Here is a 23,216-nt window from a genome sequence, read left to right as displayed (position 1 = left end):
AGCGTGACTTCATCGCCTTGATCGACGGCACCCACCAGCTCATCAAGGCCCCGGTCGTGCTGGTCCGGGACCGGCTCAACACGCATGTCTCCCGCACGATGCGGGAGTTGATCGACGCGCGGGAGTGGCTGACGGTGTTCCTGCTGCCCGCCTACTCGCCCGATTCGAACCCGGTCGAGGGCGTGTGGGCGCACGTCAAGCGCAGCCTGGCCAACCTCGCCGTCGTCGCCCTGGACCGCTTGGAGGTTCTCGTCCGCAACCGGCTCAAACGCCTTCAGTACCGGCCCGAGACCCTCGACGGCTTCATAGCCGGCACCGGCCTCACCCTCGGGGGCCCCGCCTCACCCTAATGAGCCGAAGTCAGTAACGCCACGGACATCATCGACGAGGCAGCATGCACCGCCCTGGACGCCGACACCCGCGACTACCCGCCCGTGCTGTGGAGAATTAGCAGCGGCCACGTCCACGGACACGCCTACAGCCGACTGCTACAAACGGACCGCGCCAGCTTCCGTACTACCAGCAACGGCCAGACCTGGGCACGCGCCAATTCCACCCTGGAAACCGTCGGTTCCCACGCTGCCGCCTGCGTTCTGCTGACCAGCCACGCCTGGAAGCAGTGGGACCAGCGCTGCCGCAACCACCATAAGCAGTAGCGACCGGCCAGCAGGCCGCCTCACGTCGGGCACTTCTGGGGATGACGGGCTAACCTGGACGCTCGTACCTGACGATGGCGTGCGCAGCCGGCGCCCCGCTTCAGTTCGTAGTCGGGGTGGGGCTCGAGGAGATGGCGGAGGAACGCGTCGCCATCCAGGTCGGTGACGTCACCGCCGATGCCGCGGCAGACGTCCCGGACAGCTTCCTTGGCGGGGTAGTGGGTTGCGCCGATGGTGACGCCTCGGGGCATGAGTGGTCTCCGTTCAGGTTGCGGTGTTCATCGGTCGCCGTCTGACCGGATCCGCTACAGGATCAGCGCCGAGCGGGCAACGAGGCGGGCGCGTCGCTCGGCACCACCGGGGGACCGGCCACTCCGCCGCCGCGGACTGGCCACCAGCTTCGAGCGCGCCGGCAACGACCGCAAGGTCATCGCCAAGCAGGGCGGCTGGGTCGAGAACTCCGCCGCCTGGGGGCTACTTCGAGGACGGCGACGGCTGGGAGGAGAACGCCTCGGTGAAGGTGCTTGTGGGACGAGCCCCGATCGGCCCCGGCGGGCCCGGCCGGCGTGCTGGCGGTCACTAGGGGGTCGCTGCGGCGCCTTCGCCCTTCTGTTCCTCCACGGCCGGGTGATAGAGCCGGTTCCGGTCAAAGGGCCGGCCGGGATTGCCGGGCGCGAGTCGGCCGGTCCATGCGTCGGGCGGCCGGTCCGGCAGGGGCGCCTCCCGGTATACGGGGGATCACTGCAGCACGGCGGTGGCGCGCCCGGGGCCGGCGGGCGGGGTGCTGCGGCGGATTACCGTCCCTGCGGCTTTGCGTCCTGCCCGCGCTGTGGTGAGAGTGGACGGGCTGTCCGCCCCGTACTGCGCCGCCCCGACCAGTGATCGAATCTCTCGTCGCCGATGAGGGAAGGACATCCGCAGCCATGGCCCTGCATCGCATCGTGTGGTCCGAGGGTGTCGTCCGCCTGGTGCTGACAGCGGTGGACCGGCTGACCACGCCGCTGCTCGCGGACGACTATCTGGCGCTGGCCGATCCGCTGCTGTCGCGGCGGTGGCCGGCCGGACGGGTGACGCAGGTGCGGGCGGAGACCGCCGACGCGACGACCCTGGTGATCCGTCCGGGCCGCGGCTGGCGGCCCGCCCGCATGGCCGGGCAGTACGTCCCGGTGGGAGTGCGGATCGATGGCGTGCTGCACTGGCGCACCTACTCGCTCACCACACCGCCCGGCAGGCCCGGCGAACCGTTCTCCATCACGGTCAGGGCCCTGCCGGACGGCCGCGTCTCCCAGCACCTGGCCCACCGGGTCCGCCCGGGTGAGGTGCTGCGCCTGGGCCCGGCCCAGGGCGAGTTCCACCTGCCCGACCCGCCGCCCGGGCGGCTGCTGCTGCTCACCGCGGGGATCGGCATCACCCCGGTCATGGCCATGCTGCGGGCGCTCGCCGCCGGCGGCCGGCTCGCGGCGGGCACGGACGTACTGCTGGTGCACTCCGCTCCCGATCCGGCCCGAACGGTGTTCGGCCCGGAGCTGCGGGCGATGGACCAGCGGCTGCCGTGGTTCCGGCTGTACGAGCACCACACCCGTGCCGGTGCCCGCCCGGCCGGTCACCTCACCCTGGCGCGGCTGCCCGCCGTCTGCCCGGACTGGCGCGAGCGCGCCACCTTCGTCTGCGGTCCCGCCGCGCTGCTGGAGTCCGCCCGGCGCCGCTGGGCCGTGGAGGGCCTGGCCGGACGCCTGCACTTCGAGCGGTTCTGCCCCTTGCCGCCGGCGCCGTCCCTGGGCGGTACCGGCCCGCAGACGGCACGGGTGTCCTTCGCCGCGAGCGGGGTGGAGACAGCCGCCGGCACCGGTACGCCGTTGCTGGAGGCCGGGGAGGCTGCCGGGGTGGCGATGCCGAGCGGCTGCCGCATGGGCATCTGTTTCGGCTGTGTCAGCCCGCTCCTGCACGGCCGGGTCCGCGACCTGCGCACCGGCGAGGTGCGCGGCGAGCCCGGCGACCTGATCCAGACCTGTGTCTCGGCCGCCTGCGGCCCCGTCACCCTCGACCTGTGAACCCCCACCCCGCACTGTTCCGTGCGTCCCTGCTGTCCTGTACGTCTTTGCCCTGTACGTTCCTGCACGTCCCACCGGAGGAGCTGTCCAGCATGGCCACTGCTCTGCCGACCGATCCGGCCGCGCCCGATCCGTCCGACGCACCGCCCAGGAGTACGGACACCGAAGCCCTGGGCCGTGAGCTGGACCGCATCCGGGCCGAGGTCCTCGCCCGCCGCGGCGCCGAGGACGCCCGCTACATCCACACCGTCGTGGCCGTCCACCGCCGCCTGGAGGTCGGCGGACGCCTCGCCCTGGCCATCTCCCTGCTGCCGCCGGCCTGGCTGGCCGGCACGGCCGCCCTCACCACCGCCAAGATCCTGGAGAACCTCGAACTCGGGCACAACATCATGCACGGCCAGTGGGACTGGATGCGCGACCCGGCGATCCACTCCACCACCTGGGAATGGGACAACCCCACCCCGGCCTACGCCTGGAAACACACCCACAACCACATCCACCACACCTGGACCAATGTCGTCGGCCGCGACCGCGATCTCGGCTTCACCGTGCTGCGGATGAGCGAAGAGCAGCCCTGGCGCCCCGTCCACCTCCTCCAGCCCTTCTACACGGCCCTGGGCGCGCCCTTCTTCGAGTGGCTGGCGGCCCTGTACGACCTGGAGGCCGACGCCGTCCTCCAGCGCCGCAAACCCCTGCGGGCCTTTCTCCGCGACGCCGTCAACACTGTGTGCAAAGGCGCCCGCCAGGCCGCCAAGGACTACCTGCTCTTCCCGCTCCTCGCCGGGCCGTCCGCCGTGCCCTGCTTGCTCGGCAACCTCACCGCCAACACCGCGCGCAGCCTGTGGGCCCACACCGTCATCTTCTGCGGCCACTTCCCCGACGGCGTCCGCTCCTTCACCGAGGAGGAGACCGAGCACGAAACCCGCGGCCAGTGGTACCTGCGCCAGGCCCTGGGATCGGCCAACATCGAAGGCGGCACCGCCCTCCATGTCCTCACCGGCAACCTCAGCCACCAGATCGAACACCATCTCTTCCCGGACCTGCCCAGCAACCGCTACGCCGAGATCGCTCCCCGCGTCCGCGACGTCCTCACCGCCCACGGCATCCCGTACACCACGGGCCCCCTGCTGCAGCAGTACGCCTCCACCTGGGCCCGCATCTGCCGCATGGCCCTGCCCAATCTCCACCGGGCAGCACCCGGCCGGCCGCGAGGCGAAGATCCCGCCTGAGGGCAGTGCGAACGCTCTTCGGAGTACCGGGTGACCTTCAGGCTTCGCTCAGCCGGAGGCTTTCCATCTCGTGCCAGCCGCGCGCTGCGAGCCGTTCCTGGAGGCCGAGCGCGGGGCGTGCCCACAGGGTCAGGCACAGGTCGGGTGGCAGGCCGCGGGCGGCGCAGACCAGGATCTCCAGTGCGCTGGGGGAGAGGTAGTGGACGCCGGTGAGGTCGACGGTCACGTCCTTGTCCTGCCGGCGGCAGGACATCAAAGCCAGAAGCAGAGGGATCTTGTGCACTCGAAGGACCTGGCCGACGAGCCTGATGCCCGGCCCATGAGCCAGCGGCGTGATGAACATGAAGTCGTCGATGAAGTAGTCGGACATGGCCGGGTTCCCCAAGGCCATGCACCGTCGGGGAAACAGGAGCGACCGGGTCTTCAGGGCCAAGCCGCAGCGGTCCCTCGTGCGATGCCGGTAGGCGGGCTCAGATCCCGCAGGACACAGCCACTGACGTAGGGGCGCTCCCTGCGCCTCGAGTGATCGCCGGACCACGGCGCCGTAGCAACGGACGGCCGACAGTGCACGGACTACCAGCAGCCTACGCCAAAACACCTGGGCCGGAGGCCCGTTGGGACGCGGGCGGGTACGGCCGTGCTCGGCCGCCCCCGTCTCCACCGGTTTTGCTGGAGCACGTTCTTCTGGCCGGGCCAGGTGGGCGCCGCCATGCGGCCCTGCTCCTGCCTCGCCCTGTTGATCGCGTCGTCCAGCGCCATACGACGACGGTAGCCGCGTCCACCGACACCCCGACCCGATCCTCGGGCCGCTGGCCGGGCTGACCGAGGGCACCGCCCGCAAGTACCTGAGCGGCGTCCGATCCGGCCGCTGACTGCCCCCCTCGCTGAACGCCGGGACGCCGCACGGCCCGTTCCCGCATCACCGTTCCTGACCGGTTGCCCGCAGCGGCAGCCGGTGCTGCAGCCCGGCCCGGGTGGGTGATGGCGACGCGGGCGACGGAGCCGGTGGCGGTGATGGAGACCGTGATGCCGACCGCGTCCAGCGCCTGGCACATGCCCAGCAGGGCGAACAGGCCGGCGTTGTCGCAGTAGGCGAGGGCGGACAGGTCCAGCAGCAGCCGACGGTGATCGTCCGGGCGCAGCGCCACCTGCACGATCGCCTCGCGCAGCAGGGTGGTGGTGTCCAGGTCCAGCTCGCCGGACAGGCAGATCAGCACCGCGGCCCGGCCCGCCGGCACCTGGCGGATCACCAGTCGGCCTCCGGCGTCGGGCCCCATGGCATGCCCGTCGGGCCCCATGGCATGCCCCTTTCTCCTTGCTCAGCCAGGGGAGGGCGCGGGATCCGCCTCCAGGGCGGCGAAGCACTCCAGCAGGACGCGCACCGGCAGATGATCCTCGGCCGGATGTCTCAGCGGCCGGTCCGGGTGCAGCGCATAGTGGTTGCGTCGCCCCACCCGCTCGCGCTGCAGATAGCCCGCGCGTTCCAGGTCCGCCACGATGGCCCCGGCGGTGCGCTCGCTGATCCGGCAGGCGGCGGCCACCTGCCGCAGCGACACGTCCGGGTCCCGCGCGATGGCCAGCAGCACCCGCGCATGGTTGGTCAGGAACGTCCATCCCCCGGCCTCGCCGGCCATGCCCCTCAGCCCCCTCCCCGGCCACCCGTGCCCCCCTCGGACACCGGTCCGATATTGCCGGAAATCCTCTTCCCGTATTGTTCCGCCTCCCGGCGGTCCGCGTCTGTCACTCGCGGCCCCCGGACATGCGCGTGGTCCCGGACCATGAGGAGCCGGGACCACGAAAGCGCGCGGGCGGACGGCCCGCCGTCAGGGGGGGGGAGCGGGCGGGCGCGCTGGCCGAGGACTCCGGCCGGTCGGGGACCGGCGAGGACTCCGTGCCGCCGCCGTTCAGCAGCCCCAGCATCAGGAGCACGAGCAGCACGGCGCCGCCCCCGCCCCCGGCCACCTTGGCGGGGGTGCCGATGCGGCGGCGGTGGGCCCGGACGTAGGAGCCGTTGCTGCGGACGTGGCTGCGCACGCGCGTGGTCGGGCCGGGCACGGTCGGGGTGGCGCGGGGATAGGGGGCGGGCCGGGAGGGGGCGGTGGTGCCGGTCGATCCTCTGGAGCGGCGGTAGTGCGGTCGGACGTAGGAGCCGTCCCGGCGGTAGTGGCCACAAACGTGGGGCATGGCGGTGTCCTCACAGGGGGCGGGAACAGGGAGGGGTGCGCCTATGACGGTACCGACGCCCACTGACAGTTCGGCCCGCCAACTTGGTTGAGCCCGGCCACAGTTGTCGTTCGGCGGCCCCGGTGACCGGACGCGGCACCGGCGGCGCGGGCCGCTCACCGTGGTGACGCAGTGTGCGGGCGGGCGATACCGGGCCGCGACCACGGCGATGGCGCTGCGCGCCGTGGTCGCCGGGGACGTCGAGCAAGCCGCCGTGTACGGACTGGCCGCCGCCCAGCAGTTCGCCGGCCGCCACCTGGTCGTGGACCTGGTCCACCGCGACCTCGACAAGGACGTCGTCGACCGCTGACCGTCAGGCAGCACCACACGGGTGCCTGCAGCCATTCGAGCTGGCTGCGAACCCACACAGAAGGGCACGGCACGGCCCCACCCGGGAGCCGGGCGGTCCGACCAGCGAAGGAGCACGATGACCGACGAAGCGCCCCAAACTTCCGAGGACACCCGCACACCGCCGACGTGGTGGCTATCGCGCCGGACGGCCAGGTGCTGCTGATCGGGCGGGACTGGCCGACGTACGAGGGTCACTGGGCCCTGCTCGGCGACCAAGTCGATCTCCATCTGGGAGAGAAGAGCCGAGACGCTTCTACAACACCAGGCGACAGCACAGCGCAGTCGGCGGGATGCCGCCGAACGCGTTCGAGCAGATCGCCCAGAAAGCGCGAGCCCGAACCGATCAGACGGACCAGTCCGCATGACCAAGGGCTGTCCCCCCTCAAGGGATTGGCAGGCGTTCCTTACGGTGCGTAGTGACTGATTGGGTGTCAGGCATCCCTTCACGGGCTCAGCCACATCAGCATGACGGGTGTTAATCAGCGCGGTCCGTAGCCGGTGCTGGGTCAGGTGGTGCCGATGAGGGACGCGGCGACGATGCGCCGGAGGTTGGACGGAGCTGGTGGAGCGGTCACGGCGGAGGACATCGGTACCACTTCCTGGCGGTTGACGGGGACGGTTGCGTGTCGCCACACCGTAGGAATGCGCAGGTCAGAGGCTATTTCGGGGCGCCGTGCTGACTCCAGTGCTGGTTCGGTGCTGACTAAAAACCCACGTCATCAACCGTTCCCGCCCCTTCCGTGCCGACTTGGTGCTGACTACGTTGCGTAAGGATCCGGCAGGTGGTCTGGAACGGGCTTCGGGTTACACGGTGCACAGGCGGATCGGTGCGTCGTCGGTAACGATCTCGATCCACGAAAAGGCGCCGGCGTCGCGTAAGGCGAAGCGCATCGGCCTTGACGCTCGTGATGCTCATCCTGTGGTGACAGATCCACGACGGACCACTCGGACGCCGTAAGGCGTGCTGCTGGTGCGAGCGCTACCGATTCGTTGACGTAAGTCGCGGTGCGGGCGGCTGGACTGGTCGCCGAGCGGGAAGGCGGTGTAGTGCGGCCAAGTGGACTTCGCCGTCGAAACGGCCGATCCACCGGCGCACCGTGGCTGGGTCATACTCCGCCAGCACCGCGATCTGCGCAGGTGACAGGCCATGCAGCGACAGCGGCACCATCACCGCCCGCACCACTGTGCGGCCCGGCCGCGCAGCAGACCGCGTAATCGCTTATGTTCGGCAGCCGGCGCATTGGCATACAGGGAGGGCGCACACTGACCACTGCCTCGCCGGGTGGGCGGACGATGCCGGCGCTTCGATCGAACACCCGGCGAGGGCTATGTCAACGCCTGCCGCCCCGAACGGTATCGCCCTCCGATACGCGCAAGATTTTCGGATACACGCTCAGGAGTTGTGCGCCACGGTCCGCGCCGCGGTGCTGCCGACCGTCGGTGCTCCGTAGATCACTGGGATCGACCTGCCGGAACCGGCCCGGGCAGGTATGGGAGCGCCTTACCGCTGGGCTGACTCTGACCTGTCCCTGCCAGAACGGCAGGGTGTCGGTGCCCGCAGTCCTGTGACTCCGACCCATCCCGTGACCTCCTGGTCCTGGCCGATCACACCCGCGCGGGCCGCCTCGACCTGGGATCGCTGCAGAGGGAATCCGGCCGCCTTTGACAACATGGTGGTGGGAAAGAGCGGGCGCTGGTGGCGTTCTGCGGGTTCGGCGTCGGGGGGGCGGGGCCACAAGGAAGGTGATTCTGTACTGGGCTGGAAATGAGCGGAAGGTCAACTGACTGTTGGACCGGTTAAGTCGAAGTCCAAGAGGCACCCCTGGCCGGCCACAGGATGTGGCCTGCTGGAGACCCGTCGGTCTGATCACGACCCTCCTGCCCCGTGGGACCTATGCGTCCCTGCGCCTCAGACACCACCACCCCGCCACCACCGCCGCGCCCGTCCATAGTGCCGTCACTCCAAGGCCTGCCAACGGCGCCAGGTCACTCGGCGGGTCCACGTACAGGATTTGCTGTCCTGCGCGGTCGGGGAGGTAGTCGGCGACGGTACCCGACGTCTCGCCGAGGACCATGGAGACGATGAGGATGAACGGGATCAGGATGCTGAGCACGGCGAGGCCGCTGCGCAGCACCGCCGTCAGGCCGGCCGCGAAGAGCGTCATCAGCGCGAGGTAAACGGCCCCGCCCAGGCAGGCGAGCAGCGCGTCCCCGTCGCCCAGGCTCAGCGCCGCGTCGCCCAGGAAGGCGCTGCCGCCCAGGAACGACACGAACGTCGTCACCAGGCCCATCGCCAGCGCGAGGCCGGCCACGTTCGCGAGCTTCGCCGCGTAGAACAGGCTCCGGTTCGGCACCGCCGTCAGCGACGCGCGGATGACTCCCCCCTGGTACTCGGACGACATGGCCATCGTGCCGAAGGAGATCGCCGCGATCTGGCCCAGGTTGAGGCCGAGGAAGACGGAGAAGAGCGGGTCGAAGTCGGCGCTGTCCGCCTCGGAGTCGCCGGTCGCCGCGTTGGCCGCGATGGCGAAGCCGGCCGTCAGCAGGAAGACGGCCAGCAGCGACCACGCGGTGCCGCGGAGGGTCCTGATTTTGATCCACTCGGAGCGGAGCACGGCTGCGGTGGACATGGTCAGGCCTCCTGCGGGGTTCGTGCGGAGAATTCCGTGGCGGCAGCCGTGAGGTCGAGGTAGGCCTGCTCCAACGTGGCTTTTTCGGCGGCGAGTTCGAGAAGAATGATGCCCTCCTGGGCGGCCAGCGGGCCGATGGTGTCGATCTCGGCGTCGTTGATCAGCATGCGCCCGTCGTCCGACTCGACGGGGGTGTGGCCATGCCGCAGCAGCACCTCTCGCAGCCGGGCGGGCTCCGTTGCCCGGACGCGGACACGCGGCTTGACGCGGGCCTCGAGGAAGTCCTTCATCGGCGTGTCCGCGAGCAGCCTGCCCTTGCCCAGGATGATCAGGTGGTCGGCGAAGGAGGCAGTCTCGCCCATCAGATGGCTGGAGACCAGCACAGTGCGGTTTTCCCGCGAGAGGCGGCGCATCAGCTCGCGGATCCAGATGATGCCCTCGGGGTCGAGGCCGTTCGACGGTTCGTCGAGCAGCAACACCCCGGGGTCGCCGAGCAGGGCCGCGGCGATGCCGAGGCGCTGGCGCATGCCGAGGGAGAACGTCCTCACCTTGCGGGACGCCGCGCTCGCGATGCCCGTCAGTTCGAGGACCTCGTCCACCCGCCGGTCGGGGATGCGGTTACTCGCGGCGAGAGCCAGGAGGTGGCTGCGGGCGGTGCGCGAACCGTGCGGCGCCTGGGCGTCGAGGAGGGCGCCCACATGCCGCAGCGGCTCGTCGAGCCGCGTGAACGGGCGGCCGCCGATCGTCGCCGTGCCGGAGCTCGGGCGGTCAAGGCCGAGGATGAGACGCATGGTGGTGGACTTGCCCGCGCCGTTGGGGCCGAGGAACCCGGTGACCTGGCCGGGCCGGACGGAGAAGGTGAGGCGGTCGACCGCGCGCACCTGTCCGTAGACCTTGGTCAGGTCCTTCACATCGATGGCTGTCATGGTGACGACGGTGCCGTCCACAGGGCCGTGTCCGCTTCCCCCGGCGGAGGGGACGTCCTCCCCCACGTGGGGGAGCCAACTGCCTTACCCCGCTGGGATCATGGCCCTCATGAAGCGTCTCCATCGACTGCTACGGCCCGTCTCGCGTGCGGTCACGTACACCCGGTGGCTGCACCTGTTCATGGGCGCGGTGGCCGCCGTGGTGGTCGTCGGGGTGGTCTTCCCGGGCCTTGAGGACCCCGGTGCGGGCATGTGGCCGCTGCTCTTCGTGCCGCTCCCGCTGCTCGGGCTCGCCGCGTTGATTCCTGGCATCCGGGTCGCCGAGACAATGCAGGCGCGGCTGCTGCTCTACCCCGGGCCGCAGGCGCCGCACGAGTATCCGGCGCCGGAGATCGCCGGTTCGCCCTCGAGCTCGTGGGGCGACCGGTGGCGGGTCTTCATGTGGCTGACCCTGCGGCTGTGGCTCGGCTTCGGGGTCACTGTGGTCACGCTCAACGGCATCGTGCTGACGCTGGGTCTGCTGATGCCGTCCCTGTGGCCGCCGTTCGGGCCCGCGCCCATGCTGCTGCCCGCGCGATGGGGGTGGTGGTACCCGCTGCTGGCCCCGGTGTCCGGCGCCGCGCTGGTCGCCGTCGTATGGGGGGCCGGCGCGCTGATGGCCGACCTCGCACCCCGGCTGCTCGGCCCGTCCCCGGCGGAGCGGCTCGCGGAACTGGAGGAGCGGACCGAGCGGTTGCTGGAGCGCACACGGCTCGCCCGCGAGCTGCACGACACCATCGGGCACGCGCTCACCATCGCCGTGGTGCAGGCGGGCGCGGCACGCGCGGCCGGGACGCCGGAGTTCACCGACCGGGCACTGGCCGCCATCGAGGACACCGGGCGTGAGGCGCTGTCCGAACTGGACCGGGTGCTCCGGCTGTTGCGCGAGGACGCCGACCCGACGGCGCACCGGCCCACGCTCGCGCAGGCCGGACGGCTGGTGGAGTCGGCGCGCGGGGCCGGGGCCGACGTGACCACCCGGATCGGCGGGGACCTCGACGCCGTGCCCGGGCCGGTCTCGCGCGAGGGCTACCGGATGCTGCAGGAGTGCCTCACCAACGTGCTGCGGCACGCGGGCTCGGTGCCGGTGACCGTGCGGATCGAAGTCCTCGACGGCCGACTGGAGATGGAGGTGCACAACAAGCAGCCGGCCGGGTCCGGCGGGTCCCGCGGCGGCGGCTCCGGGCTGCGCGGGCTGCGCGAGCGGGCCGTCCTGCTCGGCGGTGCGGCCACGTACGGGCCGTACGACGGAATGTGGCGGGTGCACGTCACCCTGCCGCTACGGTGACCGGCATGCCGATCACCGTCCTGCTCGTCGACGACGACGCGCTCGTACGCGCCGGGCTGCGCGCCATCCTGGAGACACAGCCCGACATCGAGGTCGTCGGTGAGGCGGCGGACGGCGCGGCCGTCATTCCCCTGGTGGGGAAGGTGAAGCCGGACGTCGTCGCCATGGACGTGCGTATGCCGCTGATGGACGGCATAGAGGCGACCCGGGCCGTGCTGCGGACGGTCGCCGACCCGCCGAGGATCCTCGTCATCACCACGTTCGAGGAGGACGAGTACGTCTACGGGGCGCTGCGTGCCGGCGCCGACGGGTTTCTGCTGAAGCGCGCCCGGCCCACCGAGATCGTGCACGCGGTGCGGATCGTCGCCGAGGGCGATTCGTTGCTCTTCCCGCCCGCGCTGCGCTCCCTCGCCGCCGCGCACGGCAACGAATCGGCGCGGCGCGCACTGGAGAAGGCCGCGCTCACCATACGCGAGGGCCAGGTGCTGCGGTTCGTCGCGCGCGGCCTGACGAACGCGGAGATCGCCGCCGAGCTGCATTTGGGCACCGAGACGGTGAAGACACACGTGAGCGCAGTGCTGGCGAAGCTCGGCGCGCGCGACCGCGTCCAGGCCGTGATCACGGCGTACGAGTCGGGCTTCATCACCGCGGGGGCGGACGAGTAGCGGCCCCGGCCGCGCTGGAGCCCACGGGCTGGGCCGGAGGGGCACTTGAGCGTGTAGTCCGGCGACAGAACCGCGCCCGTCCGCGGGGCTAGCCTCCGTGTCCATCGAGCCCAAGATGCGATACGCGAGGAAGCAGATGAGCGGTGTGCGGGAACTCCCGGAGGACTGCACCACGGTGGATCTGGCCGACCCCTGGTTCTTCCAGCTCTACGACCAATACGAGCTGTGGCGCAGGCTCCGGGCCAAGAACCCGGTCTTCCGGACGGAGCCCGGCAAGGGCCGGCCGGGCTTCTGGTCGGTTACGCGCTTCGAGGACGTGCAGCGCGTCTACCGCGACAACCGGCGGTTCCATCGAAGATCACTGACACGAGGATGGTGCACCAGTGAGCGCGCTGTCCGCCTGGAGTCAGACGGGCTGGCCGATCGGACGGATCGTCACCGCGTTGAGGTCGACGCCTGCCGGCTGGTCGAGCGCGAAGCCGATCGCCTCGGCCACCGAATCCGGGCTCATCGCGATGGGGGGAGCCTGGCCGTGCCAGAACGCGGTGTCGATCATGCCGGGGTTCACGACCGTGACCCCGATGCCGCGGGTCGTGGCGTGCAGGCGGAGGTTCTCGGCGAAGCCGACCACTGCCCACTTCGTGGCGGAGTAGAGGTTGCCCGGGCTGTTCTTGATTCCGGCCACGCTGCCGATGAGCACCAGCCGGCCGCGGGACTGCTCGAGGTGGGGCAGGGTCGCCTTGGCCAGCAGAGCCGGGCCGAGCACGTTGGCGAGTACCATCGGTGCCCACAGCTCCGGATCGCCGCCGTCGACGACGCCGCCACCGCCCGTCCGGAAGTGATCCGCGGACGCGCCGCCTGCGTTCGCGATTGCTGCGTCGAGCGACCCGAAGCGCTCCACCGTGCTGGTGACCGCTGTGTTCGTGGACTCCCAGTCGGAGGCATCTGCTACCAGTCCCAGGACGCGGTCCGCGTAGCCGACTTCGTCGAGGAAGGCCTTGAGCCGACCAGGGTCGCGCCCGGTGACGGCGACCCGGTGGCCACGCACGAGCAGGAGCCGAGCGGTCGCGGCGCCGATTCCGCTCGTGCCACCGGTGATCAGGACCGTCTTTCCAGCGACCGGCGATGCGCCGGAGTCAGTGAGTGTGTCAGTGAGTGAGGTGTTCATGGCGTCCACTCTGTGGCGCGGCGCGGGCCCGCGACAGTTGCTCCCAAAGGTGGGGACGCCGTCCCCTGGCAGGCAGCGGCGACACGCGCAGAGGCTGGACGAAACGTCAGCCAACGAAGGGAGCCGCATGACCATCGACGTTCGTCACGACCATGTCGGCATCACACTGGCAGCCGACATGCTCTTGGCCGTGGCGGACCTCAACGATGCCCTTGCCCGCTTACAGGCACGTGGTGTGGCGCCCTTCGCCGAGCCACTGCAGATCGGCCCCATCGGCCGACGAATCGCCTTCATCGTCGACGATGTCGGAACGATCATCGAGCTGACCGCCGCGATCCGGAACGCCACGAGGCGACCGTGACAGTCGCTCGCGAAGGTGGGGACGACATCCCCTGGCGCCGACGGCGCCGCCCAGGGAGGCTGTGCCCATGTCGAACACGAGGTACTCCGAACTCGGTGGCTTCCTGCGTTCGCGACGCGAGCGGATCCGCCCCGAGGACGTCGGGCTCGCGCCCGGCCCGCGGCGCCGCGTCCCCGGTCTGCGTCGCGACGAGGTCGCCGTTCTGGCCGGCGCCTCGGTGGAGTACTACACCGAGCTCGAGCGCGGTGCCGGCTCGCAGCCCTCCGACCAGATGCTCGCCGCGCTCGCCCGCGCCCTGCGCCTCAGCCGCGACGAACGCGACCATCTGTACCGGTTGGCGAACCGCCCGATCCCGCACCAGGGCGGGACGGCGTCACACGTCCACCCCGCGCTGCTCGACCTGCTGACACGAATCGACGGGACCCCGGCGATGGTGAGCACCGACCTGCACACCGTTCTGGTCCAGAACCCGCTCGCCATCGCGATGCTCGGCGACCTGTCCGCGCACCACGGCCGCGCGGCGAGCTTCATCTACCGATGGTTCACCGACCCGGCCTCGCGGCAGATCTACCCGCAGGAGGACCTCGCCCCGCAGTCACGCTCGTTCGTTGCCGACCTGCGCGCGGCAGTCGGGCGACGCAGCCCGGGCGACGCCGAGGCGACCGAGCTGGTGGACGAGCTGCTGCAGCAGTCGCCGGAGTTCCAGGGGCTCTGGGCCGACCAGGACGTGGAGGTGCGCAGAGACGAGCGCAAGCGGATCGTCCACCCCACCGTTGGCATGCTCGATCTCAACTGTCTCAGCCTCTTCAGCGAGGACGGCCGCCAGCGGTTGCTCTGGTTCACCCCACGCGCCGAGGGCGACACCGCCGAAAAGCTCGCGCTGCTGACCGTCGTGGGCACACAGGCGATGCAAACCGAACCAGTCCGATGAACCGATCGAGGAGGTACCGCTCGAGCGACAGCCGCGACAGCCGCGACAGCCGCGACAGCCGCGACAGCCGCGACCGGCCGATCGTCACCGTCCAGCGCCGCTGGCCTTGGTGCGTGATGCCGCTGTCGGACCATACGCAGGTGGCTGTCGTCTGCACGGCACTCATCGGCCAGCCCGGATCTACACCCTCAACTGCGAAGAGCCATCATCGGGGCAGGCATTCAACCGAACCGTGAGCGACGGCCGGAATGTGGCGTGCGCGTGCCCACCGGGCTATGACGGGATCCGTGCGCGCCCACACGCTCCGATGCACTACCCCGTGGCCGGGACGCGGCTTGTCGGCTTTTCGACCGAACCCCACTCTTGGCGGGTCAGCTGACGACCACAGGGGCGGGGCATGCCGTTCATCAGCAGCAGAGCTCTGAATGAGATCGCCGACGCCATCAACGGGCTACGCAACAAGGTCGAAGCGCTGCAACGCGACACCACAGCCCTCCGGGAAGGCGTCCACGGACAGCAGACCGTCATCCGTGACGGACTCGGCCGCCACCGCGACACCACCGTGCAGCCGCTCAACCGCATCAACGACGAGCACACCGCCATCCGTGGCCACGTCCACCAGCTCGCCGGCCCGCGCTCCGCCGAAGAGTCCAGGCCGGCCGCGAACCTGGCGCCCGACGAACCCCAGGACGACAGCCTCGACAAGCTCCTCCGAGCCGCCGCCGGCATCTCCGCCGCCCACCTCCACACCCACCGCGACAACTGGGCATTCCTCGTCGAGAACGCCGGACAGGACCCGCACTTCCGCGTCCCCGGCAAGGTCACATCCGAGAAGCGTGGCGCCGTCAAGGTCGTGGCGTCCGGGCGCAGCCTCGTCGCCGCCCTCACCAGCCTCCGCGCCGTCCGGCAGCGGACCGACGTGCTACCCGGCACGCGGACCCTCGCCCGGCACCTGTACGCGCGCATCGAGAAGACCGTGCAGGCCGTCACGGAGGAACCACAGACCGGCGAAGGCGACCCCGTGACCATCGTCATCGACGACCGGCCGAAGACGGAGGAGGGCTGACAGCAGTGCTACGCCCCGCCCGCTGCTCTGGGCGGGGCGTAGCAGCGTGCGGTCAGGTGCGTGACATGTCGAGCGGCGCCGGAACCGGCGGGGCATCCAGCCCCAGGCCCTCCGCGAGGAGTATCCGCGCCGTCGTGCACCGCTCGGCCGTAGGTCGGCCCGGCGGGCGGATGAGGAGCGAGCTCGCCTTCAGAGCGGGCCAGGCAGGCGGTGAGCTTCGAGAGTGAGGGGCCTGCTGCGCCGCCTCGGCGATCGCATCGGCTGCCGACTCCAGCTCGCCCTGCTCCGTCATTCCGGGCGCATGCCACAGCACCAGGGCCAGGTGGCGCCGGCGCAGGTCGTAGCCGAGGCGCGCACTTGCTCGCTCTTCGGCGATCGACGCGCCCTGGAGCGGGAGGTTGACGGTCTCCAGCCGCCGGGTGGGCATACCGCCGACGAGCTGGTCGCGTTCGTGCTGCACATGTTTCTGGACACCGGCCCGAGCACCCCATTGCCCGCCTCTATACGGACAACCGTGTCTTCCGCATCTACGGCGGCATCAGTGAGGTCATGAGGACCGTTATCGCCCGGCCGCGCGCAGACCCTGCTCGCCCCGGCCCTGGCCGCCCATCCGCCGCTGCGGGTCTCCACGAAGGCCGGCTGTCTCACAGCGGCCACCGGTGTCGAAGCCGTGAAAGCCGGGGCCCTCACCGAGGACCAGGCCCCGGCCGGGCACAGCCTTGCCCGGACTACGTGCGCTGGCAGATCGCCCACGACCGCCAGCAGTTTGGGCGCGAGCGGCTGGACCTGGTTCTGCTCCGGAATCCCGAGCGCGCCCACCCCGGCGACCGTACCGCCCTGCACCACGCGATCCGGGACGTTTTCGCTGTCGCGGAGGAAGCCGCGGCGGCTGGGCGCGTGACCGGGTACGGGGTCGCTACGTGGGCGGGCCCGGAGGAGGCATTCACGGTGGAAGAGCTGCTCGCCCTGGCTGCCGAAGCCGTCGGCGGGACGGAGCACCACCTGGTCGCGGTCCAGACGCCGGTCAGCGCGACCGCCAGGACCACCATCCAGCAGGATCTTGCCCGGATCGTGCACCGCCCGCGGACGTTGCCACGGCATCAGCGCCGTCGACATCGACCGGGCATGCCCGGCCTTGCGGATCGTCTCGACCAGCAGTACGGCCCCGGCCTGGGACACCGCCGCCTGACTGCCGCCCTCGATGTGGACGCGAGGAGAGGGCCCCATACGTTTCTTCACTTGGGAAGTGCCTCGACGGTGGTCAGAGGCACTTTTCGCGTACCGACCACCCACCGGGCAGCCCCCTCATGAACGATCGAGGCTAGTGATATGTCCCCTTGGTTCTAATTTGTCTTCAAGTAGTTGAGACTCAGGGAAGGCTAGTGCCGTTAGTCCTTCATTCTGTTACATCTGGATGGCCGGCAGACGACATGCGGATTTGAGGGTGGCGCGAAGGTGATCCTGGCTTCCTGTGGGTTGCGGGCGCGCCCTCCAGCGGTGCGAAGAGGTCTGCGTGGCAAAACTTCATCGCTAAAACCGCTGGTCAGAAGCTTGATGTGGGAAAGTGTTACCTCAAGCAGCTTTCTGTTCAAGTGCGTTGGGTGCTCGGCTGATCAGTCGATGAGATTTGGACAACTGGCCGTCCGTCTCTGCCTGTTTGCTTAATTCCTTGAAAGCATCGAGTTGTTCCAGGTGGTGCGTATCGCTGCCTGGGGCCGGTTGTGCCGGCTCACGTCCGGCATCCGCGCCACCGGCCGTCGCGCGTACGGCCGGACACGAGGAGAGCTGCAGAAGTGACTGACAGACTGCCATCGTTAAGACATTCTCCGATATCCGGGTCTCGCCCTCTCCGGGGCGCTGCCGCTCCGCGCAAGCGCGCGGTGCTGACCGCAGCGCTCACCGTGGGAGCGCTCCTGCTCCCGGCCACTACGGCTGCGGGCCCGGACGCCTTCGCCGCGGACAAGGACCGGGCGCCCCGGCGGATCGAGGTCCGGCCCGAGCCCGGGTCCGGGAGCGTCGAACTCTCCGCGGAGGAGCGGGAGAAGCTGCTCGAGTCGGCCGCCGCCGGCGGTGCCGCCACCGCCCGCCGGCTGAAGCTCGGCGACCGCGAGAAGCTCGTGCCGAGAGATGTCGTCAAGGACGCGGACGGCATCGTCCACACCCGCTACGAGCGCACCTACGCCGGGCTCCCGGTGCTCGGCGGCGACCTGGTCGTCCACCAGGACGGCGACTCCAGGACCGTCACCAAGGCCACCTCGGCGCGGATCGCTGTCGACACGACCAAGCCCACCGTCACCGTCGGCGCCGCCAGGAAGGAGGCGCTGGCAGCGGGCAAGGAGAAGGGAACCGCCGAGGCCGCCACTCCGCAGGCCCCCCGCCAGGTCGTCTGGGCGGGCTCCGGCGAACCCGTCCTGGCCTGGGAGACGTTCGTCACGGGCGTCCGGCAGGACGGCACCCCGAGCCGCCTCCAGGTGGTGACCGATGCCACCACCGGCGAGCAACTGCACAGCGCGGAGCAGATCCGAGCCGGTGAGGGCCAGAGCCAGTACAGCGGCCCCGTGCAGATCGGCTCGGTGCACAACGGCACCGCGTACGAGTTGACCGACCCGGCGCGCGGTAACCACCGGACCTACTCGTTCGCCCAGGACAACACGCAGAGCCTGCTCACCGACGACGACGACCACTGGGGCGACGGCACCGCCGCCCACGAGCAGACGGCTGCCGTGGACGCCGCGTACGGCGCACAGAAGACGTGGGACTTCTACCAGGACCGGTTCGGCCGCAACGGCATCGCCGACGACGGGGCGGGAGCCCGCTCCCGCGTCCACTACGGCAGCGGATACGCCAACGCCTTCTGGGACGACCTGTGCTTCTGCATGACCTACGGTGACGGCATCGGCGACGCCCGACCCGTGACCTCCATGGACATCGCGGCCCACGAGATGAGCCACGGCGTCACCTACGCCACCGCGAACCTGTACTACTCGGGTGAGTCGGGCGGCCTCAACGAGGCGACCAGCGACATCATGGCCGCAGCCGTGGAGTTCTACGCGGACAATCCGCTGGACACGCCGGACTACACCATGGCCGAGCTGATCGACCTGCGCGGCACCGGCCAGCCGATCCGGTACATGGACCGGCCCTCCAAGGATGCCTCCGCGAAGGGGACGTCCCAGGACTACTGGACCTCTGAGACCAGGAAACTCGACCCCCACTTCAGCTCCGGGGTGGGCAACCACTTCTTCTACCTGCTCGCCGAAGGCAGCGGCCAGAGGACCATCAACGGCATCGCGTACGACAGCCCCACCTACGACGGCAACCCGGTCGCCGGCATCGGCATCGAGAACGCCGCCGCCATCTGGTACCGGGCCCTGACGGTCTACATGACCAGCCGCACCGACTACGCGGGCGCCCGCGTCGCCACACTCCGGGCCGCGGACGACCTCTTCGGCATGGCTGACGGTGCGTACACGGCCGTCGGCAACGCCTGGGCCGCCGTCAATGTCGGCCCCTCGTACGTCAACAACATCGCGGCCGTCGTTCCGCCCACCCAGAAGTCCGCGGTGGGCCAACCCACCGAACTGCGGATCGACGCGGTCTCGACCCGTCCCGGCGCTCTCGGTTACGCCGTGACCGGCCTGCCCGCCGGGCTGAGCATCGACACCGCCACCGGGGTCATCAGCGGAACCCCGACAGCGGCGGGCGACTTCTCCACGGTCGTCACCGTCACGAACTCCGCCTCGGAGACCCGCGAACTGGCCTTCGACTGGTCCGTGCTGGCCTCCGGAGGGAACTTCTTCACCAATCCGGCCCGGGTCGACATCCCCAACTGGGTCACCGTCGAGTCACCCATCACCGTCACGGGGCGGACCGGCAACGCGCCCGACGACCTCAAAGTGACCGTCGACCTCGTCCACGACTTCATCGGCGGACAGGTGATCAACCTTGTCGCCGAGGACGGCACGGTGATCCTGGTGAAGGACTTCGTCTGGGACTACGGCACGGAACTCCACGACACGTTCACCGTGGACGCGTCGGCCGTACCCGCCAACGGCACGTGGAAGCTGCGCGTCACCGACAACACTCCCGGCATCTTCACCGTCGACCCCGGATACCTCGACGGCTGGAGCCTGACCTTCTGAGGCTCCCGTCCACCGCGGCGTGACCCCGAGGAGCCCGGTCGGCCCGCGGCCGGCCGGGCGCCGCCCCGCCGACCGCGGGCAAGGCGGCACGGTGGCGTCCTGTTCCGCGGAGTGCGCCAGGGCGAGGACACCGTCGCTGTCCACGATCACTTGCCCGTTCGCGACCGCGGCCGAGGCCCTCGGCCCGCCGCTGCTCGATCTCCGCCGCCTACCGGGCGGCGGCCCGCGCGTTCTTCGACCAGATGCCCACCCGGTACCCCTGGTGGGTGGCGCGTGTCCCCGCTGTTCTGGACATACGTAAACCCCTACGGCCGGTTCGAGTTCGGTATGGACAGCCGACTCGACCTGGACGTGACCGCCCTGGCCACGGCGGTGCCCGGGCCCCTTGTGCGCTTACCCCTCGTGTACGGCGCCGGCAGCGTCCGCGTCGAGAACGATTCCGAGAGGCCGCTTCCGCCGTCGGGGCTCCCCGCCAGGCCGGTGGCGGTACCGGCCTGGCGGGGGCATCTTCGGTCAGGCGAGGTTCTTGGTGAAGAACTCGTCGAGCCTGTCGAAGGGGATGACGTCCTTGCGGTCGTACAGGTCGACGTGGTCCGCGCCCGGGACGATCAGGAGGTCGACGGTGTCGGGGGCCATCGCCTGGACGTCCTCGGAGTAGTAGCGCGAGTGCGCGTCGGCGCCGGCCACCAGGAGGGCCTTGCGGGGCGCCAGCATGTCGATGTTCGTCATCTGCCGGAAGGCGAAGAACGACATCGGCGTGGTCGCGGTCCACGCGGTGGTGGAGTTGATCGAGCGCGGGTGGTAGCCGCGCTCGGTGCGGTAGTAGTCGAAGAAAATCTTCGTGATCGGGTCGGCGTCCGCCGGGAGGGTTCTGGGCAGGACGCGGTTCGAGGGGGCGACGTCGCCGTTCTCGTCGAAGGGGACCTCGTGGGAGAGCCGCGCGCAGGTGCCGTTCTCGGCGTCGATCCAGCGCTGCCGGCTGAGGTGGTCCACGACCTTCTGGCGCTGCTCAGGCGTGTAGTAGTCCTCGTGGCCGCGGGACATGCTGCGCGACATGTCGTACATCGAGGCCGCGGCGACCGCCTTGATACGGCTGTCCGCAGCCGCTGCGGTGAGCGCCATACCGCTCAAGCCGCAGATGGCCTGCAGACCGATCCGCTCGCGGTCGACGATCTTCTGCAGGCCGAGGAAGTCGACGGCGGCGCTGAAGTCCTCGGTGGAGATGTCGGGCGAGCCCACGTCGCGCACCGTGCCGCCGCTCTCCCCGGTGAAGGAGGGGTCGAAGGCGAGGGCGACGTAACCGCGGCGGGCGAACTCGTTGGCGTAGAGCCCCGAGGACTGTTCCTTGACCGCGCCGAACGGTCCGCTGACCGCCAGGGCGGGCAGCTTGCCCCTGGCGTTCTTCGGCACGTAGAGGTCCCCGGCGACCTCGATGCCGTAGCGGTTCTTGAACCGCACCGAGGCGCCGGCTCCGCCCCCGCCACCATCCTCCTGGTTGCCCTGCTCGGCTTCTTCGGCCTCGGCGCCAACCCGGTCCTGATGGCCCTGGCCGTCCGCTACGCGGGTCAGGCGCCCACCCTGGCCTCCGCCCTGACCGTCTCGGCGTTCAACGCCGGCACCGCCATCGGCTCCGGGATCGCCGGCCGCGTCCTCGACTCCGGCCTGGGCTCCACCGGCCCCGCCGTGGTCGGCACCGCCATCGCCGCACTGACCCTGATCCCCACCACCGTCCTCGCCCTGAACCGCCACCGCCGCGCCGCGGCGCCCGGCTCGGCGGACCTTCCGGGTGCGCCCGCCGACCGTGCCGATCAAGCTTGATACCGGCCGGGGCGCGCACTCGCCCATGAACCTCTGACCAGCACCATCCGAAACACACGATTCCCCGCACTGGAGAGCACCTCATGCGCGCAACCCTCATGTACGGCGCCGGCGACGTCCGTATCGAGAACGTCCCGGACCCGGTCGTCAAGCACCCGACCGACGCCCTGGTCCGGATCACCGCGTCCTGCATCTGCGGCAGTGACCTGCACCCGTACGGCTCGATGAAGCCCGAGGACGGTCCCGCCCGGATGGGGCACGAGTTCATCGGCATCGTCGAGGACACCGGCTCGGAGGTGACCACCGTCAAGCGCGGCGACCTGGTCGTCGCCCCGTTCGCCATCTCCGACAACACCTGCGCGTTCTGCCGCGAGGGCCTGCACACCTCCTGCGCCCACCCGCAGGCCGGCTTCTGGGACGGTGAGGCGGAAGAAGGCGGCCAGGCCGAAGCGGTCCGTGTCCCGCTCGCCGACGGAACCCTGGTCAAGCTGCCCGTCGCGGCGGACTCCGCCCTCGTCCCGTCCCTGCTGACCCTCTCGGACGTCTTCGGCACCGGCTACCACGCCGCCGTCGCGGGCGGTGTCGACGAGCGCACCCGCGTCACCGTGATCGGAGACGGCGCGGTCGGCCTGCTGGCGGTCCTCTCGGCCAAGCGGCTCGGCGCGGAACAGATCATCCTCATGGGCCGGCACCGGACGCGCACCGACCTGGGCCGCGCGTTCGGCGCCACCGACGTCGTCTCCGCCCGCGGCGAGGAAGGCATCGAGGCTGTCCGTGAGCTGACCGGCGGACACGGCACGCACGTGGTCCTGGAAGCGGTCGGCCACATGCCCGCCTACGAGCAGGCCCTCGGCGTCGTCCGCCCCGGCGGCGTGATCAGCCGCGTCGGCGTGCCCCAGTACGAGGAGGCACCCATCGGCTTCGGCAGCCTCTTCCGTCACAACATCCGCCTGGCCGGCGGCCCCGCACCGGTCCGCGCCTACATCGAGGAACTGATGCCCGACATCCTCGACGGCACCATCGAGCCGGGGAAGGTCTTCGACGCCACCACCGACCTCGACGGGGTCCCGGCCGGCTACCAGGACATGGCCGACCGCAAGAGCCTGAAGGTCCTCGTCAAGCCCTGACCCCGGGCGCCGGGTGGGGTGCGGCGCAGGCCCCACCCTCACCCGGCACTCGAACCTTGCGAGGATCTCACGCACGGTCCTGGCGAGCGGGCGCAGGCCCTGTTCGGAGGGGGAGGCGGGTTCGGCGGTGCAGAGGGTGAGGGTGAGGCCCGATGCGGCGGCCATCTCCAGCCCTTCGCAGGCGAGGGTGAGTTCGCCGACGGCCGCGTGGTGGTAGCGCTTGAAGCCGGTGCAGCGCTGCCGTAGTCACACTGAGTGACTCCGGATGTCGGATAGATGCTCCCGTGGCAGGTTCTTCGTCTGGTGGTACAGCGGCGATCGCAGTCACGCCAGCTGCTGAACCCCCAGAGAACGGGTGATTCCCAGACGGTGGGTGACCAGATGCTGGTTCGGTGTGCACGGCTGGGCGAAACCAAGCAACGTGAGCCGGGGCCGCCCAGGCGGCCGTTCCGCCGCTCCTCGGCCTTCTGGCCGGCACAGTGCTCCTGTACGCAGGTCCCGCTTTCACCGCTGAGCCGATGACGCTCAGGGAGCTGGGCGGATGT

General features: G+C 70.4%; 22 protein-coding genes and 4 pseudogenes. 13 read left to right on the top strand and 13 right to left on the bottom strand.

The window, feature by feature from the left end; all coding sequences use genetic code 11:
- On the top strand, positions 1-350 hold a 350-nt coding region (locus IE242_RS33470), incomplete at its 5' end, for a transposase (RefSeq protein ID WP_189866138.1).
- 326 nt (positions 351-676) lie between these two features.
- Here IE242_RS33470 and IE242_RS33465 read toward each other — a convergent pair.
- Positions 677-907: a hypothetical protein gene (locus tag IE242_RS33465; RefSeq protein ID WP_189866136.1), complete on the bottom strand. Its 231-nt coding sequence runs from the start codon at positions 905-907 to the stop codon at positions 677-679.
- A gap of 672 nt (positions 908-1,579) precedes the next feature.
- Here IE242_RS33465 and IE242_RS33460 point away from each other — a divergent pair.
- Positions 1,580-2,707 carry a ferredoxin reductase gene (locus IE242_RS33460; protein WP_189866134.1) on the top strand — a complete coding sequence of 376 codons (1,128 nt, stop codon included), beginning with the start codon at positions 1,580-1,582 and terminating at the stop codon, positions 2,705-2,707.
- 92 nt (positions 2,708-2,799) lie between these two features.
- Positions 2,800-3,936: a fatty acid desaturase family protein gene (locus IE242_RS33455; RefSeq protein WP_189866132.1), complete on the top strand. Its 1,137-nt coding sequence runs from the start codon at positions 2,800-2,802 to the stop codon at positions 3,934-3,936.
- Between the two features lie 37 nt (positions 3,937-3,973).
- On the opposite strand, the gene IE242_RS33450 is transcribed toward IE242_RS33455, so the two are convergent.
- The 4 genes from IE242_RS33450 to IE242_RS33435 all read right to left on the bottom strand — a co-directional run bounded on the left by IE242_RS33450 (position 3,974) and on the right by IE242_RS33435 (position 6,120).
- Entirely contained in the window at positions 3,974-4,306 is a 333-nt protein-coding gene (locus tag IE242_RS33450; RefSeq protein ID WP_189866130.1) for a hypothetical protein, read from the bottom strand.
- Between the two features lie 214 nt (positions 4,307-4,520).
- A complete protein-coding gene (locus IE242_RS33445; RefSeq protein ID WP_189866128.1) occupies positions 4,521-5,234 on the bottom strand; it encodes an STAS domain-containing protein in 714 nt (237 codons plus the stop codon).
- A 21-nt stretch (positions 5,235-5,255) separates the two neighbouring features.
- Positions 5,256-5,570 carry a helix-turn-helix transcriptional regulator gene (locus tag IE242_RS33440; RefSeq protein WP_189866126.1) on the bottom strand — a complete coding sequence of 105 codons (315 nt, stop codon included), beginning with the start codon at positions 5,568-5,570 and terminating at the stop codon, positions 5,256-5,258.
- Between the two features lie 106 nt (positions 5,571-5,676).
- Positions 5,677-6,120 carry a hypothetical protein gene (locus tag IE242_RS33435; protein ID WP_189866124.1) on the bottom strand — a complete coding sequence of 148 codons (444 nt, stop codon included), beginning with the start codon at positions 6,118-6,120 and terminating at the stop codon, positions 5,677-5,679.
- Positions 6,121-6,283: 163 nt separating this feature from the next.
- On the opposite strand from IE242_RS33435, the gene IE242_RS33430 reads away from it, so the two are divergent.
- The gene (locus tag IE242_RS33430) at positions 6,284-6,469 is read left to right on the top strand and encodes a hypothetical protein (RefSeq protein WP_229859769.1); all 186 of its coding nucleotides are present in this window, start codon (positions 6,284-6,286) and stop codon (positions 6,467-6,469) included.
- 1,110 nt (positions 6,470-7,579) lie between these two features.
- Here the strand turns inward: IE242_RS33430 and IE242_RS38970 are convergent.
- From IE242_RS38970 to IE242_RS33415, 3 genes and pseudogenes are all read right to left on the bottom strand, one after another.
- Positions 7,580-7,761: pseudogene (locus IE242_RS38970) on the bottom strand (IS630 family transposase); the annotation flags it as partial.
- Between the two features lie 641 nt (positions 7,762-8,402).
- Entirely contained in the window at positions 8,403-9,140 is a 738-nt protein-coding gene (locus tag IE242_RS33420) for an ABC transporter permease (RefSeq protein ID WP_189866120.1), read from the bottom strand.
- 2 nt (positions 9,141-9,142) lie between these two features.
- Complete coding sequence (locus IE242_RS33415; RefSeq protein WP_189866118.1) at positions 9,143-10,066, bottom strand: ATP-binding cassette domain-containing protein; 924 nt, start codon at positions 10,064-10,066, stop codon at positions 9,143-9,145.
- Between the two features lie 109 nt (positions 10,067-10,175).
- Here IE242_RS33415 and IE242_RS33410 point away from each other — a divergent pair, with 109 nt between their 5' ends.
- Both IE242_RS33410 and IE242_RS33405 read left to right on the top strand, forming a co-directional pair.
- A complete protein-coding gene (locus tag IE242_RS33410) occupies positions 10,176-11,393 on the top strand; it encodes a sensor histidine kinase (RefSeq protein ID WP_189866116.1) in 1,218 nt (405 codons plus the stop codon).
- Positions 11,394-11,398: 5 nt separating this feature from the next.
- Positions 11,399-12,058 carry a response regulator transcription factor gene (locus IE242_RS33405; RefSeq protein ID WP_189866114.1) on the top strand — a complete coding sequence of 220 codons (660 nt, stop codon included), beginning with the start codon at positions 11,399-11,401 and terminating at the stop codon, positions 12,056-12,058.
- 406 nt (positions 12,059-12,464) lie between these two features.
- On the opposite strand, the gene IE242_RS33400 is transcribed toward IE242_RS33405, so the two are convergent.
- Complete coding sequence (locus IE242_RS33400; RefSeq protein WP_189866112.1) at positions 12,465-13,226, bottom strand: SDR family oxidoreductase; 762 nt, start codon at positions 13,224-13,226, stop codon at positions 12,465-12,467.
- Positions 13,227-13,353: 127 nt separating this feature from the next.
- Between IE242_RS33400 and IE242_RS33395 the strand changes: the two genes are divergently transcribed.
- From IE242_RS33395 to IE242_RS33385, 3 genes are all read left to right on the top strand, one after another.
- The gene (locus IE242_RS33395; RefSeq protein ID WP_189866110.1) at positions 13,354-13,587 is read left to right on the top strand and encodes a VOC family protein; all 234 of its coding nucleotides are present in this window, start codon (positions 13,354-13,356) and stop codon (positions 13,585-13,587) included.
- Positions 13,588-13,654: 67 nt separating this feature from the next.
- Positions 13,655-14,518, top strand: a complete 864-nt coding sequence (locus IE242_RS33390; RefSeq protein WP_189866108.1) for a helix-turn-helix transcriptional regulator — start codon at positions 13,655-13,657, stop codon at positions 14,516-14,518.
- A 397-nt stretch (positions 14,519-14,915) separates the two neighbouring features.
- Positions 14,916-15,584, top strand: a complete 669-nt coding sequence (locus IE242_RS33385) for a hypothetical protein (RefSeq protein WP_189866106.1) — start codon at positions 14,916-14,918, stop codon at positions 15,582-15,584.
- Between the two features lie 52 nt (positions 15,585-15,636).
- Here IE242_RS33385 and IE242_RS33380 read toward each other — a convergent pair whose 3' ends face one another.
- Positions 15,637-16,044, bottom strand: coding sequence for a hypothetical protein (locus IE242_RS33380; RefSeq protein WP_189866104.1), 408 nt, complete (start codon positions 16,042-16,044; stop codon positions 15,637-15,639).
- Positions 16,045-16,052: 8 nt separating this feature from the next.
- Here IE242_RS33380 and IE242_RS38225 point away from each other — a divergent pair.
- Positions 16,053-16,154 (top strand): annotated as a pseudogene (locus IE242_RS38225) (acyl-CoA dehydrogenase family protein); the annotation flags it as partial.
- 449 nt (positions 16,155-16,603) lie between these two features.
- On the opposite strand, the pseudogene IE242_RS39355 reads toward IE242_RS38225, so the two are convergent.
- Positions 16,604-16,823 (bottom strand): annotated as a pseudogene (locus IE242_RS39355) (IS1380 family transposase); the annotation flags it as partial.
- A gap of 641 nt (positions 16,824-17,464) precedes the next feature.
- On the opposite strand from IE242_RS39355, the gene IE242_RS33370 reads away from it, so the two are divergent.
- Positions 17,465-19,726, top strand: coding sequence for a M4 family metallopeptidase (locus tag IE242_RS33370; protein WP_229859768.1), 2,262 nt, complete (start codon positions 17,465-17,467; stop codon positions 19,724-19,726).
- Between the two features lie 513 nt (positions 19,727-20,239).
- On the opposite strand, the gene IE242_RS33365 is transcribed toward IE242_RS33370, so the two are convergent.
- Positions 20,240-21,184, bottom strand: a complete 945-nt coding sequence (locus IE242_RS33365) for an alpha/beta hydrolase (protein ID WP_229859766.1) — start codon at positions 21,182-21,184, stop codon at positions 20,240-20,242.
- An 81-nt stretch (positions 21,185-21,265) separates the two neighbouring features.
- On the opposite strand from IE242_RS33365, the gene IE242_RS33360 reads away from it, so the two are divergent.
- A complete protein-coding gene (locus IE242_RS33360; protein WP_189866165.1) occupies positions 21,266-21,544 on the top strand; it encodes a hypothetical protein in 279 nt (92 codons plus the stop codon).
- An 83-nt stretch (positions 21,545-21,627) separates the two neighbouring features.
- Positions 21,628-22,671: a zinc-binding dehydrogenase gene (locus IE242_RS33355; RefSeq protein WP_189866102.1), complete on the top strand. Its 1,044-nt coding sequence runs from the start codon at positions 21,628-21,630 to the stop codon at positions 22,669-22,671.
- Positions 22,672-22,752: 81 nt separating this feature from the next.
- Here the strand turns inward: IE242_RS33355 and IE242_RS33350 are convergent.
- Positions 22,753-22,917: pseudogene (locus IE242_RS33350) on the bottom strand (MmyB family transcriptional regulator); the annotation flags it as partial.
- Between the last annotated feature and the right edge of the window lie 299 nt (positions 22,918-23,216).

The sequence above is a fragment of the Streptomyces poonensis genome (assembly GCF_014650915.1).
Taxonomy (GTDB): Bacteria; Actinomycetota; Actinomycetes; order Streptomycetales; family Streptomycetaceae; genus Streptomyces; species Streptomyces poonensis.
Note: the sequence above shows the minus strand (reverse complement) of the source record. Positions and strands in the feature narration are given on the sequence as shown.